Here is a 16111-nt window from a genome sequence, read left to right on the forward strand (position 1 = left end):
CCTGTGGACAACAGCGGAGAATTGTCATAGGCGAGTGCTTCACTGCTCCCCCACCCGAACGGGGTGGGGGAGGGACAGCCCGAACGGGGGGAGGGACAGCCCGGCCCCACCCCGAACATCGACAACCATGGACATGCCGGCCCCCTCGGACGAGAGTGGTCGGCATGGCCAAGTCGACTCGGCGTACCTTCCTGACGGTGTCCGCGGCGGCCGTAGCCGCCGGTGTCTCCGGCGAGACCCCCGCCCTCGCGGCCGGTCTCGGCCACCACTCCCCCTCGCCCGGCCTGCGCGCCATCCTTCGCGAGATCGACCCCCGCCGGATCGAGGCGACCATCCGCCGGCTCGTCGCCTTCGGCACCCGGCACACCCTCTCCGCCCAGGACGACCCGGTCCGCGGCATCGGCGCGGCGCGCGACTGGATCTTCGCGGAGCTGCAGCGCTACGCCGCCACGTCCGGCGGCCGGATGACCGTCCAGCTCCAGTCGTTCGTCCAGCCGGTCTCCAACCGCATCCCGGTGCCCACCCGGATCACCAACGTGGTGGCCACCCTGCGCGGCAGCGTCACTCCCGATCGCCTGTACGTGGTGACCGGTCACTACGACTCGCGGGTGACCGACGTCATGAACGCGACCGCCGACGCGCCCGGCGCCGACGACGACGCCTCCGGGGTGGCGGTGATCATGGAACTGGCCCGGGTGCTGGCCACCCGCTCCCCCGAGGCGACCATCGTGTTCGCCGCCGTGGCCGGCGAGGAGCAGGGCCTCTACGGCTCCGACCACCTGGCCCAGTCGTTCAAGGACGCGGGCGCCGACATCCAGGCCGCGTTCAGCAACGACATCGTCGGAACGGGCGATGCCCACGACGGCACCCCCGACGATCCGCACACCGTCCGCCTCTTCGTCGAGGGCGTGCCGACCTCGGAGACCCCCGCCCAGGCCGCGATCCGGCAGAGCGTCGGCGGCGAGAACGACGGCCCGTCCCGGCAGTTGGGCCGCTTCGTCCACGACGTGGCCAGCAACGGCCAGACCGGGATGCGCGTGCGCCAGATCTGGCGCCGCGACCGCTATCTGCGCGGCAGCGACCACATCTCGTTCCTGCTGCGGGGCTACCCGGCGGCCCGCTTCACCGAACCCCGCGAGAACTTCGCCCACGAGCACCAGGACGTACGCGTGGAAAATGGCGTCCAATACGGCGACCTGATCGAGTTCTGCGACTTCGGCTACATCGCCCGCGTCGCCCGGGTGAACGCCGCCGCCCTGTGGTCGCTGGCCCAGGCACCCGGCACTCCCAAGGGCGTGGTCATCGACACCACCCAGCTCACCAACGCGACGACCCTGCGCTGGCAACCGAACCCCGAGCCCGACCTCGACGGCTACGAGATCCTGTGGCGCGAGACCACCGCCCCCGACTGGACCAACGCCCGCCGCGTGGGAAACGTGACAACCGTGACGATCGACCTCTCCAAGGACAACGTCTTCTTCGGCGTACGCGCGATAGACCGCTCCGGAAACCGCAGCCCCGCCGCCGCTCCCCAGCCCTCTTCCTGACGCCCCGAGTCCCGCGACGCCCCGCTCTGCTTACCCATACGCGCCGCCCACCGTGCGTGGCGGTGACACCATGTGGACCATGACGGTCGACTACACGGTTCGGCTGCGCTTCGGGGAGACGTCCCGGGCCGCCGCCACGCACACCAACCTCTCCGCGGTCCGGCTCGACGGCCACGTGCTGTGGATCGCCGGTGACGAAACCGCGACCGTCGAGCGTCTGATGGCCGACCAGCCCGAGAAGGCGATCGAGTTCGGCGACGAGACCACGTTCCGCCTGACCGATTTCGTGGACCTGCCCGGTGACGACGCCGACGAGGAGGCCGACGTCGAGGGCCTGGCCCGCACCGGCCACTTCCTGTGGGCGATCGGCTCGCACAGCCTCCGCCGCAAGCAGATCAAGGAGCGCCACGACGGCCCCCAAGCCCTGAAACGACTGGCGAAGATCGAAGGACAGGACAACCGCCAGATTCTCGTACGCCTCCCGATAGCCGACGTGGACGGCGTCCCCACCCCCGTGCGAGAGATCGAGGTCGACGGCAAGCGCCACCGGGCCGCCGCTCTCCGCCGCCGCGACAACCTCCGTTCCCTGCTGCGCGACGACGAGCACCTCGGCCCGTTCCTCCCGATTCCCGGCAAGGACAACGGCCTCGACATCGAGGGCATAGCCGTCCGCGGCGACCGTGTCTACTTGGGACTGCGCGGCCCGGTCCTGCGCGGCTGGGCGTTCGTGCTCGAGCTGCGCCCGTACGTCAGCGACGACGACCCCGACCGCCTGCGCCTGCGCGACTTCGCCGACGGCCTCCCCTACCGCAAGCACGTGCTCGACCTCGAGGGCCTGGGCGTCCGCGACCTCTGCCCCGACGGCGACGACCTGCTCATCCTGGCCGGCCCCACGATGGACCTGGACGGCCCGGTACGCATCTACCGCTGGCACGGCGCGGCCCGCTCCGAGATCCCCACCATCGTCCGGGACACCCTGATAACAAGAGAGCTGGACGTCTCCTACGGCGAGGGCGACGACCATGCCGAGGGCCTGAGCATGCTGGGAACCGACCGCGTACTTGTCGTATACGACAGCCCAGCCACGGCCCGCCTGACCGAAGACGGCGCCGTGATAGCCGACGTCCTGCTGCTCCCGCCCCGCCCCTGACACCCAGCCGAAATCGCGCAAGGCCGGAGCGCTCAAGAGCGGCGAGCGCGGCGCGAGAGCGGCGAGCGCGAGAGCGGCGAGCGCGAGGCGCGGCGAGAGCGGCGAGCGCGAGGTGGGGCGCTCGCTAGTGGCGCGCGAGGCGGGGCGCTCGCCAGGTGCGCGCGAGACGGGCCGCTCGCCAGAGGCGCGCGAGACCGGCCGCTCGCCAGAGGCGCGCGAGACCGGCCGCTCGCCAGAGGCGCGCGAGACGGGCCGCTCGCCAGAGGCGCGCGAGACCGGCCGCTCGCCAGAGGCGCGCGAGGCGCGCCGCTCGCCAGAGGCGCGCGAGGCGGGCCGGCGGCGGCAGGAGGCTGACGCGCGCCGGCCCGGGCTCACTCGCGGGCGGCCAGCAAGGCGATCGGGGCCGGGCGCGTCGCGGACCAGGAGGTGATCAGGCTGGTGACTGCCGTGACCGTCAGGGCGACCGCGCACACGGCGCCGATCAGGGGCCAGGGCATCACTACCGTGCCGTGGCCGGTGATCGCGGACGTGGCGGCCATCGCGGCCACCAACGAACCGGCGGCGGCGAGCGCACCCAGCAGGAGGGCGGCCACGGTCACGGCCGTCGACTCGACCAGGGCCGAACGGATCACCTGCCCGCGGGTCAGGCCGGTGATGCGCGCCTCGGCGAACTCGCGGCGGCGGGCGGCGGCGCCGATCACCACCGAGTTGACCACGCCGATCAGGGCGTAGAGGCCACCCAGCCCCATGATCACCAGCATGATCTTGTCGCTGGTGGACTGCCGGTCGGCGGCGTCGGACCGCAGCCACTCGTCGACGGCGGAGACGGCGCCCACCCGGGACAGCGCGGCCCGCACGGAAGCGGGGTCGGCGCCGCGGTCGAGGGTGACGAAGGAGTGGGTCGGCGCGGCGGCCAGAACGGAGGCCGGCACCAGCCCGGCGGGCAGCAGCAGGTCGGCGCCGCCGCTCATGGCGGGCGGGACCGAGGCCACCACCGGCACCGGGCCGAGGTCGGCCTCGGGAACCGCGAGCCGGATCGTGCCGTGCCGGGGAACGTCGCCGCCCGGACCGGCCGCCACCGCCCGGCCCCGCAGCGCGGCCAGCGAGGAGCCGGCCGAGTGGACGGCGGCGTAGGCATCGGGCGAGACGACGAGGGCCGACCCGGTGTCGGTCTCCGCGTCCTCACCGTGGCCGATGGTGAAGGTGACCGGCACCGACGACTCGGTGGAGACCGAAGCGACACCCGGAATCGAGGCGATCGCGCCGGCCACGCCGGCGCCCGGCGAACCGCCGGCACCAACGGAGGCGGCGCCCGGCGAGGCAGCGCCCGGCGAGGCAGCGCCCGGCGAGGCAGCGCCCGGCGAGGCAGCGCCCGGTGAGACGAACGGACCCGGCGAGGTGACGACGAAGTCGGCGTGGGTCTGGCGGCGCAGTTCGTCGACGCCGGAGGCGGTGAACGTCGCGCCCGCGCCGGCCGTGCCGACCACGAGCGCGACCAGCACGATCAGCGGGGCGGCCACCGAGGCGCTGCGGCGGCGGGCGTCCCACAGGTTCGCCCGGGCCAGCACGCCGACCGGGCTCGTCCCGGTGGGCAGCAGGCGGCCGAGCAGCGGAACGACCAGCGGGCTGAGCGCGGCCGCGGCGATGGCGGCCGGCAGCGGCACGTTCATCGCCATCGCCGCGGCGCCGGCGGGTCCGCCGTGCGGGGCGACGATGACCAGGGCGAGCGCGCCGCCCAGGAAGATCAGGCCGGCCACCCAGCGGGTGGCGGTCATGACGCGGGCGGCCGCGCCGGTCTCGCGCAGGGCCTCGAGCGGGCGCACGCGGCCGGCCCGGCGGGCAGCCACCATCGCGCCGGCCACGGCGAGCACGATGCCGGTGCCGAGCGAGACGGCCAGGATCCAGATGCGCCACTGGCCGCTGAACCCGTCCGGCACGAAGCCCATCCGGCGCATCAGCCAGGTCTGCGCGGCCATCACGGCCAGTCCGACCGGCACGCCGGCGGCGGCGCCGAGGCCGCCCAGAAGCACGGCCTCGCCGAGCAGCCGGCGGGTCACCTGGCCGCGGCTGCTGCCGACCAGGCGCAGCAGCGCGAAGTCGCGGCGGCGCTGGGCGACGGTGAACGCGAACGTCGAGCTGATGATGAACCCGGCCAGGAACGTGGCGATGCCCAGCACCAGGCCCAGCATCGAGACCACCGCGGCCGTGTTGTCGGTGAGCTCCATCCGCTCGGCGGCGCTGAGGCCGGGCGGCGGGTCGAAGGTGGCCGCCGAGATGAGCAGCAGCAGCGACGACTGCACGAGGGCGACCCCGAGCATCACGGAGAGGAAGGCGCCGGCGAACAGCTTCATCGCGCGCCCTCCAGACTGGCCAGCCGGTCGGCGACCTGGCGCGCGCCGGCGCCGGCCAGGCGGTCGACCACCCGCCCGTCACGCAGGAAGACGACGGCGTCGGCCCGGGCCGCGGCCATCGGGTCGTGGGTGACCATGACGATGGTCTGCCCCGCATCGGCCATCGACCGCAGCAGGTCGAGCACGACCCGGGCGGCCGAGGAGTCGAGGGCGCCCGTCGGCTCGTCGGCGAACAGCACGTCGGGCCGGGTCACCATGGCCCGGGCGATCGCCACCCGCTGCTGCTGACCGCCGGAGAGCTCGCGCGGCCGGTGCCGGGCGCGGTCGGCGAGGCCGACGGCGGCCAGCGTCTCGCGCACCTCGGCGCCGCGCGGCCGGCGGCCGGCCAGCTTGAGCGGCAGACCCACGTTCTGCGCGGCGGAGAGCGAGCCGATCAGGTTGAAGCTCTGGAAGACGAAGCCGATCCGGGTACGGCGCAACGCGGTCAGCTCGCGGTCGCGGGCCGCCGTGAGATCGGTGTCGCCGAGCAGCACCTGGCCGGCGTCGACCCGCTCAAGGCCGGCCGCGCAGTGCAGCAGCGTCGACTTGCCGGAGCCGGAGGGGCCCATCACGGCCGTCCACCCGCCCCGCGGGAACTCGATGGTCACGTCGTCGACGGCTCGGACCGCGGCGGGGCCGCGGCCGTAGACCCGGCTCACCCCGCGCAGCGTCACGGCCGCATCTGCCCTGGTCATGGTCGTTGTCGTCATGCCCGAAACGCTATTGGCCGGATCGGTCGCTGCCGGTATCGCCAGCCACCGTTCCCGGGGTAGGGCCAGCCATACCTAGGCACTGCTACTCATGCCGGCGGGGCGGCCGGCGCATAGGTTCACCGCATGGCAACGAGACGAAGATGGCCGTACGTCCTCGGTGGACTTGTGGTTCTGGTGGTGGCCGTCGCCGGGATCATCCGGCTGGTACGGGATCCGCACCTGCTCCCCGGCGACCGCGAGCTCGAGGTCTACGCCGTCGACGACGCCATCTCGACCGTGGTCGACGAGCCGCCCGGCGTGGTCGGCCGTGCCCTCGGCATGTGCGACGCCGACACCTACTACGCGCGCGACGGCGACCGGAAGCTCTGCCTGGTCCTCAGCGGCCCGCTCGGCACGGTCCGGGCGAGCCGCGGCGACGGCAAGGTCACCGTGGCCGCCGGCGAGGTGCCCAAGTTGAAGGGCATGGCCGCCCAGGACCGGTCGACCACCACCCTCGTGCTGATGGCCGGGGGTCCCGCCGCCCTGATCCCGGTGCGAAGTCTCACCGAGGGGCAACCGATCGAGACGACCGCGCTCAGCTAGCCGGCTTCCACCCGAGCGCCGGGCCGAGGCGGCCGGCGATGTCGGAAAGGATCTGCACGTAGTCGGCGTGCTCGAAGCTGAACGGCAACGCGAACGCGACCTCGTCGATCTCCTGATAGGCGGCGTGCGCGAGCAGCTGAGCGGCGATCTCCTCGGCCGACCCGACGTAGTCGATCGAGAAGAGCATCCGCGCGGGTCCCTGGGGCGCCGCGGTACGGGGGGTGCGCTTCTCGACGTACGCCCGGTATTTCGCCTTCTGTTCGGAAGAAGCGCTGTCGGTGGGGATGACGACGAGCCCCTGACTGACCCGCCCGGCCGGATTGTGCGCGCGGAATGCCCGGATGTGGGACAGCTGAATGTCGGCGAACGAGGACGGCGACTCGGCCTTGACCACGCTGCTGGTGAGGAAGTTCATGCCATTCTCACCGGCCCATTGCGCCGACCGGAGACTGGCACCGCCGTACCACATGCGCGCGCCCAGCCCCGGCGAATGCGGCTCGACCCGGGAGGAGAACACCTCGAATCCCTCGGTCCCCGAGAAATCGGAGGCGGGCTCACCACGCACGAAGGACAGCAATCGGGAGACCCGCGCATAGGAGAAGTCCTCGGCCGCCGCGGTGTCCGGATAGAGCGCGCCCTTGACCGTGTCGAAGTTCATCGGCGGACCTACCGACACGCCCGGATTGAGCCGCCCGCCCGACAACAGATCGACCGTCGCCAGATCCTCGGCCAGCCGCAACGGGTTCTCCCAGCCGAGCGGGATCACGGCCGTGCCAAGGTCGATCCGGGACGTACGCTGCGAGGCGGCCGCCAGCACCGCGACCGGCGACGATATCCCGTACTGCAGATGCCGATGCCGCACCCACGCGCTGTCGAAACCGAGGTCCTCGCCGAGCTTGATGATGTCCAGCGTCGATTCGTGCCCGGCCCGCGGGTCGGCCGGATCGAACAGCCCGATCGTGAGAAAGCCAAGCTTGCGCAGGTTCACCGTGCACCTCCGGAAACGGACGCGGCCACCCACGTCCCCGATGAGTCGAGATAGCGGGAAACGACAAGCCCCGCCGACCGCAAGGCGTCTTCGAACTGCTCGGCGGTGAGCGGCCGGGAACGGAAGGTCTGCGTCCATCGCGCGTCCGGGAACTCGTATTCGACGTGCACCTCGCGCACCCCGTCGCCGACGTCGTTCGAGGCGACCACCCGGCTGATCCCGTCGCCGGCCGGCCCCTGGCGCGGAATCTGCGTGTGCCAGCCCGCGCCCTCCCGCTGAATGATCACCGCGCCGCCCGGCCCGACGTGCCGGCGGCAGACCCGCAGCATCCGCTCCCGGACCGAGACGTCCGGCGCATGCACGAGGAACGAGCTGAGCCACACGACGTCGAAGGTCCGGTCCAGCGCGAGATCCTCGATCGCGCTCCGCACCGTCTCGGCGCCGGACACGGCGGCCAGCATCTCCGCGCTTTCATCGACGGCGGTGACTTGATAACCGGCGCGCACCAGCGGACCGGTCACTCGTCCCGCGCCGCAGCCGAGCTCGAGGAGGGTGGCCGGCGGCGGCACGACCGAGGCGATGATCTGCGGCTCGTCGCGCACCGGCAGCCGCCGATAGAGATCGACCGCGCATCCGTCGGGGGTGAATTCGCCGGGCCCGCTGCCCGCATAACCGGGCCGATGTCGTTGCTGCACAAGATCTACCCTGTCACGGAATCGCCCGCCCGGAAGCCGCGGCCGGCGACGATCTCACCGGCGGGCGCGAAAGCTGCGGCTTCCCGGTGCGATTTCTCCGAAGCAGACGTACGCGCCATGCCGCGGCCGTGCCATCCGAAATCACCGACGACCGCGCCTTAGGCCGCCCGCTCCCATCGCGGGGAACACGTGCCGGTCCGGCAGATCGCCGCGCCCGAGCGGTTCGGCAGCGATCGCCAGCTCGCCCTGCTGCCCGGCTCCGTGCCCAGCGGCCGCAGATGCACGTGCGCTGCGCACCGGTCGGGCGGTACCCCGCCCACGCCGACCGGCCGCACAACGCCGGCCGCGGATGGCCGCCACCATGGCGACGATCAGCGGGCGGCCGGCCGATATCGCCGGCCGGGCCGTCCCGGGAGACGGGGAAGGTGCTCTGATCATCGGTAGAAGCATCGGTCAGCGACCCGGTCGGCCGGCTCCCCGGGCAGCTGCGCCGCTCGCCGACCCACGAGAACACCGAACCCCGCAGAACACTGCCCTGTGGACGAAGCACCAGAAGCGTCATACCCGGGCCGTAATCTCACCCCACCCAGTGACCGGGTGGGGTTTGAGTAACGGGCCGGCAGATACGGTGGACGGCGAGCGGGCACCACCGGCGAAGGGCGGATCGGCATGCGGCAGGCGTACGCGCACGACGCGGTCCTCGCGTTCCCCGCCGGCGCCGACGATCGGGCCCCGGGCGCGGCCGTCACCGTCGCGCTGTGCGGGCACTGGGAGCACGAGCCGCCCTGCCCGCTCGCCCCGCACCACACCGCCGTCACCCGCGACGGCGACACCCTGCGGCTGCGGATCCTCTACGCCACCGAGCCGCACCGGGCCGCCGAGGTCCGCCGCCGCATCGACAACGCGCTCAGCGGCGGGGCACACGACGGAGCGCACCGCGGAGCGCACGGCGGGGCGCTCGACGACGCACCCGGCGAGGCACCTGGCGAGGCACCTGGCGAGGCGCTCGACGAGGCGCTCGGCGCGGCGCACGACGGAGCGCACGGCGACTGGAGCCTGATCGAGTCGGCCTGCTCCCCCGTGCGCCCGGCGGAACGCGACCACGCCCGCCGCCTGCTCAAGTCCCGCTGAACTACGGGACCCCGGGCGGCACCCCGCTCGACGTAACCTGACGGGCATGTCCACCACCACCTACACGCCCGGACAGGTCGTCGAGAAGACCGGCTTCAGCCTCGACACGCTGCGCTACTACGAGAAGATCGGCCTGCTCGACGGCGTCGGCCGCACCGCCGGTGGCCGCCGGCAGTACCGCGACGACGACGTGGGCTGGCTGGAGATGCTGCGCTGCCTGCGCGACACCGGCATGCCGATCGCTCGGATGCTGGAGTTTGCCGAGCTGACCCGCGACGAGGGCACGATCGCCGACCGCATCACGCTTCTCGAGGAGCACGACCGCGACATCGAGGAGCGCATCGAGACGCTTCTGCGTCAGCGCGAGCACATCCGGGGCAAGATCGCCTACTACCGCTCGGTCCAGCGGTAGATCTGCCCGTCGCGCAGCTCGTAGGAGTCGGGCGCGCGCAGCTCGGCCAGATGGGCGAAGACGTTGGTGCGGCCGCGGATGGTGCGGCCGCCCGACGTCCAGTGCAGGTAGGGGTGGAGAAGCGGGACGAGCGCCGCCCGGTCCTGCCGGGCAGCGGCGTCCAGAACGGCCGCGACGATGTCATCCACGCGGCGACGGTAGAGCAGCCGGACCCGCGGCGGAAGCCACGAGCCCGGCGTGTGTCAGCCGCGGCCGGACCCGCGGCCGAAGCCACGAGCCCGGCATTACGGCTACGCGCCGCGCAGGGTGGCGCCGAAGCGGTCGGCTACGGCGGCCACCGCGGCGTCCCGGGCCGCGAGTGCCTCCTCCGAGGTCAGCGTGCGGTCGGGCGCGCGGAACGTCAGCTTGTACGCAAGCGACCGCTTACCGGAACCGAGCTGGTCCGACTCGTACACGTCGAACAGCGCGACCGACTCGAGCAGCTCGCCCGCGCCCTCGGTCAGCGCCGCCTCGACCCGCGCGGCCGGGACCGTGCGGTCGAGCACCAGCGCCACGTCGATCAGGGCCGGCGGGAACGACGAGATCTTCACGCCCTGCACGACCGGCGCGGCCGGGATCGCGCTCAGGTCGATCTCCATGGCCGCCGTGCGCTTCGGCAGCTCCAGCGCGGACACGACGGCCGGGTGCAGCTCGCCGGCGTGCCCGATCACCACCCCGTCGACCGCGATCGCCGCGCACCGGCCCGGGTGCCACGGCGCCGACTCGGCCGCCTCGACGGTCACCCGCGACGCGTCCATGCCCGCGGCGGACAGCGCGATCCGCGCCCCCTCGATCGCGTCGGCCCAGGTCGCCGGCCGGCCCGGGCCCCACCAGCCGGCGGGCTCGACCGCACCGGTCAGCACCGCGGCCAGGTGCCACGGCTGCTTCGGCAGGAAGGCGTTGGCGGCCGCCCAGTCCTCGTCGCTCGGTCGCCGGTCGACACCCATGGCCGGCGGCGGCGTCGACGAGGCGCCGGGCCGGAACACCGTGCCGATCTCGTAGAGCGCCAGGTCACGCAGGCCGCGGCCGAGGTTGCGCTTGAGCGTGCCGAGCAGCGGCGGCAGCAGCGACGTGCGCAGCAGCGGCTCCTCCTCGGACAGCGGGTTGGTCAGCCGCACCGCGCTGCGCCGCGGGTCGTCGGCCGGGTAGCCGAGCGCGTCGGCGAGGCCGGGCGCCACGAACGGGTAGGACAGCACCTCGACGTACCCGTTCTCGGCCATCGCCCGCCCGACCGAACGCCGGCGGCGCTGGGCCGGGGTGATGCCGCTGCCGCCGCGGGCCGGGGGCAGCAGGCTCGGGATGTCGTTGTAGCCGCCGAGCCGCGCGACCTCCTCGACCAGGTCGATCGGGGCCAGCAGGTCGGGACGCCAGGTCGGCGGGACGACCTCCAGCGGGCTCACGCCGGTGACCGTGCAGCCGACCCGGGTGAGCAGGTCGACGACGCGATCGGCCGGATAGGACACGCCGATCCGCTGGGCCGGCAGGGCGGGATCAAGCAGGATCAAACCCGGCTTGCGTACGTGATCCAGGTCCAGAACCCGCTCGTCGACGGTGCCCCCGGCGTGCGCCGTCAGGATCTGGACCGCCCGCTCGAGCGCGGCCAGCGTCAGCGCCGGGTCGACCCCGCGCTCCCACCGCTTGGCCGCCTCGCTGAACAGCTTGTGCCGGCGGGCCGTGCGCCCGACCATGACCGGGTCCCAGTGCGCGGCCTCGAGCAGCACGTCGACCGTCTCCGGCTGCCACTCGCTGGTCTCGCCGCCCATCACCGCGGCCAGCGAGATCGGGCCGGTGTCGTCGCAGATCACCATGTCCTCGGCGTCGAGCACCCGGGCCACGCCGTCCAGGGTGGTCAGCTTCTCGCCGGGACGCGCACGGCGTACGACCAGCGGGCCGTTGATCCGGTTGAGATCGAAGACGTGCATCGGCTGGCCCAGCTCGAGCATCAGGTAGTTGGTGATGTCGACCGGCAGCGAGATGGTGCGGATGCCGGCCGCGACCAGGCGGCGCTGCATCCAGGCGGGCGAGGGGGCGTGCGGGTCGATGCCGCGCACCACCCGGGCCGAGAACCGGTCGCAGCCCACGGTGTCCTCGACGATCACCGGGTGCGGCACGTCGGCGGTGCCGCCGGGCGCCTCGATCCGGGCCGGGTCGGTGAAGGCGGCCTCGAACGCGTACGACAGCTCGCGGGCCAGCCCCCGCAGGCTCATCTGGTAGCCGCGGTCCGGGGTGATCTCGATCTCGACCAGGACGTCGTCGAGCCCGATGACCGGCCGGGCGTCCGCGCCCGGAGCGCCGGCGCCCGCGGGTAGCACGATGATCCCCGCGTGGTCGCCGGAGAGCCCCAGCTCGGCGGCGGAACAGATCATGCCGTTCGAGTTGCGGCCGTAGGTCTTCCGCGCGCCGATCTTGAACCCGCCGGGCAGCTCGCCGCCGGGCAGGATGACGACGACCAGGTCGCCCTCGGCGAAGTTGCGGGCGCCGCAGACGATCTCCTGCGGCACGTCCCTGCCCACGTCCACGGTGCAGAAGCGGATCGGCTTCTTGAAGCCGGTCAGCTCCTCGATGGTCAGCACCCGGCCGATCACCAGGTCGCCCTTGACCGTGGCGGCCTGGTCGACGATCGACTCGACCTCCATGCCGAGGTTGGTGAGCGCGCTGTCCAGCTCCTCGGCGGTGAGGCCGGCCGGCAGCTCCACATAGTCGCGCAGCCACGAGAGTGACGTCTTCATCGCGCTCAGACCTCCATGCCGAAGTTCGCGGTGAACCGCACGTCGCCCTCGACGAGGTCGCGCATGTCGCCCACGCCGTTGCGGAACATCAGCGTGCGGTCGACGCCCATGCCGAACGCGAAGCCCGAGTACCGGTCGGGGTCGATGCCGCAGGCGACCAGCACGCGCGGGTTGACCATGCCGCAGCCGCCCCACTCGACCCAGCGCGGCCCGTCGCGGTGCTGGGCGAACCAGACGTCGAACTCGGCCGAGGGCTCGGTGAACGGGAAGTAGTGCGGCCGCCAGCGGGTGCGCGCGTCGGGGCCGAACATGGCCTTGGCGAAGTGGTCGAGCGTGCCGCGCAGGTGGGCCATCGTGATGCCCTCGTCGACGACCAGCCCCTCGATCTGGTGGAAGACCGGGCTGTGCGTGGCGTCCAGTTCGTCCGAGCGGTAGACCCGGCCCGGGCAGACCACGTAGATCGGCGGCTGCTTGGTCAGCATCGACCGCACCTGGCCGGGCGAGGTGTGCGTGCGCATGACCAGGCCGGGCAGGTCGACGTAGAAGGTGTCCATCGAGCCGCGGACCGGGTTGTCGGGCCCGATGTTCAGCGCGTCGAAGTTCGCCCACTCGAGCTCGAGCTCGGGGCCCTCGACCACGTCGTAGCCCATGCCCGCGAACAGGTCGGCCATGTGCTCCATCAGCGTGGTGATCGGGTGCCGGGCGCCGCGCGGGCGGCGGTCCCACGGGAGGGTGACGTCGACGCGCTCCTCGACCAGCACCCGCGCCGCCCGCTCGACCTCGAGCTCGGCGTGGCGCTCGTCGAACGCGGCCTGGACGGCCTGGCGGGCGATGTTGACCCGCTTGCCGGCGTCCGACTTGGCGGCCGGCGGCAGCGAGCCGATCTCGCGGCGGGCCAGCGAGATCGGGGACCGGTCGCCGAGGTGGGCCGGCTTCAGCGCGCCCAGCGCGTCCAGGTCGGACGCGGCGGCGAAGGCCCGGCGGGCCTCGGCCGCGGCCGCGTCGAGGGATTCCTCCGAGAGCAGGGCGGCCTGCTTCGGATCGTACGGATCGTTGCGGTAGGACATGGTCGGGCGAACTCCCTCACACCGTTTGAGCCATCGGGCAGTGTACGGAGAAGCGGCTGAGCCGCAGCCCGCCGGTCAGGGAGTCAACGCCCAGAATTCAGATCCGCGCAGAAGTCAGATCCGGCGCCCGCGACCAGCGGGCCGGCTAAACAGCGTCATCGGGTCCGACACGCTCGCCAGCATACTCGTTCGCCGCGACGACGATGCCCCCGGCTCGCGCGATCGGGTCGTCCATCGCCATCAGCGCGGCCCCGGCCTCGTCCAGCGGGATCACCGCGTGGATGAGCCGGCGGAGGTCGAGCCGCCCGCTCGCCACGAGATCGAGCATCGGCGGGTAGTCGACGGCCGCCATCCCGTGCGAGCCGACGATCTCCAGTTCCCGCGCCACGACCAGATCCCAGGGCAGCGGTGCGGCGGCGTCGGCGCCCAGCATCAGGCCGACCTGCACGTGGCGGCCGCCCCGCCGCAGGCTGCGCACCGCGGCCATGGCCGTGGCCGCCGAGCCGTAGGCGTCGACCGTGACGTCCACGTCCCCGGGCGTATCCGCCACCGCTCCAAGATCGACCGCCGCCGCCAGCGCAACGGGCGACGGGTCCACCGCGACCACACGAGCGCCCAGCGCCACGGCGATCATGACCACCGAGAGCCCGACGCCGCCGCAGCCGAAGACCGCGACCGTATCGTCCGGCCGCACGCCGCGCAGGGCCCGGAAGGCGGTGGCGAACCGGCACCCCAGGGCCGCCGCCTCCACGAACCCGATCTCGTCCGGCACCTTGACCAGGTTGGTGGCGGCCGCGCGCACCACGACCCGCTCGGCGAAGGAACCGTGGTGGGTGAAGCCCGGCTGCGTCTGGTCGGGGCAGATCTGCGCGTTGCCCGACCGGCAGTAGGCGCAACGCCCGCACCCGTTGACGAACGGCGCGGTGACCCGGTCGCCGGCCGCGAACCCGGGAACGCCGGACTCCACCACCACGCCGGCGAACTCGTGCCCCGGCACGTGCGGCAGGGTCACCGGATCGTGCCCGCGCCAGGCGTGCCAGTCCGAGCGGCACACGCCCGTCGCCCGCACCTCGATGACCGCGCCTTCCGCCGGACACGCCGGATTCATCAGATCTTCGAGGGAGATGGGGCCGCCGACCTCCCGGTACACCAGCGCCTTCATCGGTGCGCCCGGGCCGAGGCGTAGAGGCAGACCGCGGCCGCGGCGGCCAGGTTCAGGCTCTCCGCGCCCCCGTAGATCGGCACCCGCACCCGGCGGTCGGCGGCATCGAGCAGGTCCCGGGGCAGCCCGTGCGCCTCCGACCCGAAGATCCAGGCGGTCGGCCCGTCGAGCGCGCCCTCGTCCAGCAGCGAGTCCAGGTTGTCCGCGCCGTACCCGCTGGTCGCCAGCACCTGCAGGCCGGCCTCACGGAGGGCGGACACGATCGAGAGCCCGGTCCGCACGATGTCGACGTGAAAGAGCGATCCCGCCGACGCCCGCACGCACTTCCCGTTGTAGGGATCGACGGCGTCACCGGCGAAGATCACCGCGCCGGCGCCGGCCGCGTCGGCGGTCCGCAGCACCGTCCCCGCATTGCCCGGGTCCCGGATCTCGGCCGCCACCGCCACCAGCCGCGGCCGCTTGGCCAGCGCGTCGCCGAGCGAGACGTCCGCCTGCTCGCAGACCGCCACCAGGCCCTGCGGCTGCACGGTCTCGGCCAGCGCGGCCAGCGCGGCCTCGTCGACCGCCGACACCTGCGGCGCGAGCAGCGCGAGGTCGCCGTTCCGGGTCAGCGCCTCCTCGGTGCCGAACAGTTCCAGGACCACCCCGGCGCCGAGAGCCTCCCGCACGGCCTGCGGGCCCTCGGCGAGGAAACGGCCGCTCTGGTCGCGGTCCCGGCGCCGCTGAAGGCGTCGGGCGGCGACCACGCGGGGGGTGCGGGTCGTAAAGGTCAAGGCCGGCCCCTCAGAACGAGCGAAGCGCCCCCCGGGATCCGGGAGGCGCCTCGATGGTGACGCGAGATCAGGCGGCCTGAGCGGCCGCGCCGCCGGTGCCCTCGGCCGCGACGGCAGCCCGCGCGACCTCGACGATCGCCGCGAACGCGGCGGGGTCGTTGACGGCCAGGTCGGCCAGGATCTTGCGGTCCACCTCGACCTCGGCCAGCTTGAGGCCCTGGATGAGGCGGTTGTAGGTCAGGCCGTTGGCCCGGGCCCCCGCGTTGATGCGCGTGATCCACAGCTGGCGGAAGTCGCCCTTGCGGTCACGGCGGTCGCGGTACGAGTACTGCATCGAGTGCAGCACCTGCTCCTTGGCCTTGCGGTACAGCCGCGAGCGCTGCCCGCGGTAGCCGCTCGCGGTCTCGAGCAGGGTGCGGCGCTTCTTCTGGGCGTTGACAGAACGCTTGACGCGTGCCATTTCGGTACTCCTAACAGGGGAACTTGTGTGGCGCGCGCGTCAGCGGCCCAGCAGCTTCTTGACTCGCTTGGTGTCGGCCTTGGCCACGGTGACCGTACCGGTCATCCGGCGGGTGACCTTCGAGGACTTGCTCTCGAGCAGGTGGCGCTTGCCGGCCTGCTCGGTGACGAGCTTGCCCTTACCGGTGACCTTCACCCGCTTGCCCGTACCGGTGTGGGGCTTGAACTTCGGCACTTAAAGCCTCTTTCTGATCTTTCCGTACGGCGCGGGGCC

General features: G+C 73.0%; 16 protein-coding genes. 5 read left to right on the forward strand and 11 right to left on the reverse strand.

Features of this window, described 5'->3' with window-relative positions; all coding sequences use genetic code 11:
- Positions 1-164 precede the first annotated feature (164 nt).
- Complete coding sequence (locus ACQP2F_RS34245) at positions 165-1547, forward strand: M20/M25/M40 family metallo-hydrolase (RefSeq protein ID WP_433294867.1); 1383 nt, start codon at positions 165-167, stop codon at positions 1545-1547.
- A gap of 79 nt (positions 1548-1626) precedes the next feature.
- A complete protein-coding gene (locus ACQP2F_RS34250) occupies positions 1627-2697 on the forward strand; it encodes a DUF3616 domain-containing protein (RefSeq protein WP_433294869.1) in 1071 nt (356 codons plus the stop codon).
- 371 nt (positions 2698-3068) lie between these two features.
- Here the strand turns inward: ACQP2F_RS34250 and ACQP2F_RS34255 are convergent, their stop codons facing one another.
- Both ACQP2F_RS34255 and ACQP2F_RS34260 read right to left on the reverse strand, forming a co-directional pair.
- Positions 3069-5048, reverse strand: coding sequence for an FtsX-like permease family protein (locus ACQP2F_RS34255; protein WP_433294871.1), 1980 nt, complete (start codon positions 5046-5048; stop codon positions 3069-3071).
- The gene (locus tag ACQP2F_RS34260; RefSeq protein WP_433294873.1) at positions 5045-5797 is read right to left on the reverse strand and encodes an ABC transporter ATP-binding protein; all 753 of its coding nucleotides are present in this window, start codon (positions 5795-5797) and stop codon (positions 5045-5047) included. The genes ACQP2F_RS34255 and ACQP2F_RS34260 overlap by 4 nt, the downstream gene beginning before the upstream one ends.
- Before the next feature lie 126 nt (positions 5798-5923).
- Here ACQP2F_RS34260 and ACQP2F_RS34265 point away from each other — a divergent pair, with 126 nt between their 5' ends.
- A complete protein-coding gene (locus ACQP2F_RS34265) occupies positions 5924-6382 on the forward strand; it encodes a hypothetical protein (protein ID WP_433294875.1) in 459 nt (152 codons plus the stop codon).
- Here the strand turns inward: ACQP2F_RS34265 and ACQP2F_RS34270 are convergent.
- Both ACQP2F_RS34270 and ACQP2F_RS34275 read right to left on the reverse strand, forming a co-directional pair.
- Positions 6375-7370, reverse strand: coding sequence for an LLM class flavin-dependent oxidoreductase (locus ACQP2F_RS34270; protein ID WP_433294877.1), 996 nt, complete (start codon positions 7368-7370; stop codon positions 6375-6377). The two genes, ACQP2F_RS34265 and ACQP2F_RS34270, sit on opposite strands and share 8 nt — an antisense overlap.
- Complete coding sequence (locus ACQP2F_RS34275; RefSeq protein WP_433294879.1) at positions 7367-8065, reverse strand: class I SAM-dependent methyltransferase; 699 nt, start codon at positions 8063-8065, stop codon at positions 7367-7369. Before ACQP2F_RS34275 ends, ACQP2F_RS34270 begins: the two co-directional genes overlap by 4 nt.
- A gap of 669 nt (positions 8066-8734) precedes the next feature.
- On the opposite strand from ACQP2F_RS34275, the gene ACQP2F_RS34280 reads away from it, so the two are divergent.
- Both ACQP2F_RS34280 and ACQP2F_RS34285 read left to right on the forward strand, forming a co-directional pair.
- Positions 8735-9196, forward strand: a complete 462-nt coding sequence (locus ACQP2F_RS34280; RefSeq protein WP_433294881.1) for a hypothetical protein — start codon at positions 8735-8737, stop codon at positions 9194-9196.
- A gap of 46 nt (positions 9197-9242) precedes the next feature.
- Positions 9243-9608, forward strand: coding sequence for a MerR family transcriptional regulator (locus ACQP2F_RS34285; protein WP_433294883.1), 366 nt, complete (start codon positions 9243-9245; stop codon positions 9606-9608).
- Here the strand turns inward: ACQP2F_RS34285 and ACQP2F_RS34290 are convergent.
- The 7 genes from ACQP2F_RS34290 to rpmI form a co-directional block, all read right to left on the reverse strand.
- Positions 9587-9796, reverse strand: coding sequence for a nuclear transport factor 2 family protein (locus ACQP2F_RS34290; RefSeq protein WP_433294885.1), 210 nt, complete (start codon positions 9794-9796; stop codon positions 9587-9589). The two genes, ACQP2F_RS34285 and ACQP2F_RS34290, sit on opposite strands and share 22 nt — an antisense overlap.
- Before the next feature lie 102 nt (positions 9797-9898).
- Complete coding sequence (pheT, locus tag ACQP2F_RS34295) at positions 9899-12376, reverse strand: phenylalanine--tRNA ligase subunit beta (RefSeq protein WP_433294887.1); 2478 nt, start codon at positions 12374-12376, stop codon at positions 9899-9901.
- A gap of 5 nt (positions 12377-12381) precedes the next feature.
- On the reverse strand, positions 12382-13443 hold the full coding sequence (locus ACQP2F_RS34300; RefSeq protein WP_433294889.1) for a phenylalanine--tRNA ligase subunit alpha: 1062 nt from the start codon (positions 13441-13443) through the stop codon (positions 12382-12384).
- A 145-nt stretch (positions 13444-13588) separates the two neighbouring features.
- A complete protein-coding gene (locus tag ACQP2F_RS34305; RefSeq protein ID WP_433294890.1) occupies positions 13589-14605 on the reverse strand; it encodes an alcohol dehydrogenase catalytic domain-containing protein in 1017 nt (338 codons plus the stop codon).
- A complete protein-coding gene (locus ACQP2F_RS34310) occupies positions 14602-15378 on the reverse strand; it encodes a TrmH family RNA methyltransferase (protein WP_433294892.1) in 777 nt (258 codons plus the stop codon). The genes ACQP2F_RS34305 and ACQP2F_RS34310 overlap by 4 nt, the downstream gene beginning before the upstream one ends.
- Before the next feature lie 67 nt (positions 15379-15445).
- Positions 15446-15838: a 50S ribosomal protein L20 gene (gene rplT / locus ACQP2F_RS34315; RefSeq protein WP_433294894.1), complete on the reverse strand. Its 393-nt coding sequence runs from the start codon at positions 15836-15838 to the stop codon at positions 15446-15448.
- A 39-nt stretch (positions 15839-15877) separates the two neighbouring features.
- Positions 15878-16072 carry a 50S ribosomal protein L35 gene (gene rpmI / locus ACQP2F_RS34320; RefSeq protein ID WP_433294896.1) on the reverse strand — a complete coding sequence of 65 codons (195 nt, stop codon included), beginning with the start codon at positions 16070-16072 and terminating at the stop codon, positions 15878-15880.
- Between the last annotated feature and the right edge of the window lie 39 nt (positions 16073-16111).

Source organism: Actinoplanes sp. CA-030573 (assembly GCF_050951115.1).
Taxonomy (GTDB): Bacteria; Actinomycetota; Actinomycetes; order Mycobacteriales; family Micromonosporaceae; genus Actinoplanes.

Bases quoted from the DNA above. Each gene is read 5' to 3' on its own strand.
- ACQP2F_RS34245 (WP_433294867.1), top strand. From the start codon at position 165: ATGGCCAAGTCGACTCGGCGTACCTTCCTGACGGTGTCCGCGGCGGCC.
- ACQP2F_RS34250 (WP_433294869.1), top strand. From the start codon at position 1,627: ATGACGGTCGACTACACGGTTCGGCTGCGCTTCGGGGAGACGTCCCGG.
- ACQP2F_RS34255 (WP_433294871.1), bottom strand. From the start codon at position 5,048: ATGAAGCTGTTCGCCGGCGCCTTCCTCTCCGTGATGCTCGGGGTCGCC.
- ACQP2F_RS34260 (WP_433294873.1), bottom strand. From the start codon at position 5,797: ATGACGACAACGACCATGACCAGGGCAGATGCGGCCGTGACGCTGCGC.
- ACQP2F_RS34265 (WP_433294875.1), top strand. From the start codon at position 5,924: ATGGCAACGAGACGAAGATGGCCGTACGTCCTCGGTGGACTTGTGGTT.
- ACQP2F_RS34280 (WP_433294881.1), top strand. From the start codon at position 8,735: ATGCGGCAGGCGTACGCGCACGACGCGGTCCTCGCGTTCCCCGCCGGC.
- ACQP2F_RS34285 (WP_433294883.1), top strand. From the start codon at position 9,243: ATGTCCACCACCACCTACACGCCCGGACAGGTCGTCGAGAAGACCGGC.
- pheT (WP_433294887.1), bottom strand. From the start codon at position 12,376: ATGAAGACGTCACTCTCGTGGCTGCGCGACTATGTGGAGCTGCCGGCC.
- ACQP2F_RS34300 (WP_433294889.1), bottom strand. From the start codon at position 13,443: ATGTCCTACCGCAACGATCCGTACGATCCGAAGCAGGCCGCCCTGCTC.
- ACQP2F_RS34305 (WP_433294890.1), bottom strand. From the start codon at position 14,605: ATGAAGGCGCTGGTGTACCGGGAGGTCGGCGGCCCCATCTCCCTCGAA.
- rplT (WP_433294894.1), bottom strand. From the start codon at position 15,838: ATGGCACGCGTCAAGCGTTCTGTCAACGCCCAGAAGAAGCGCCGCACC.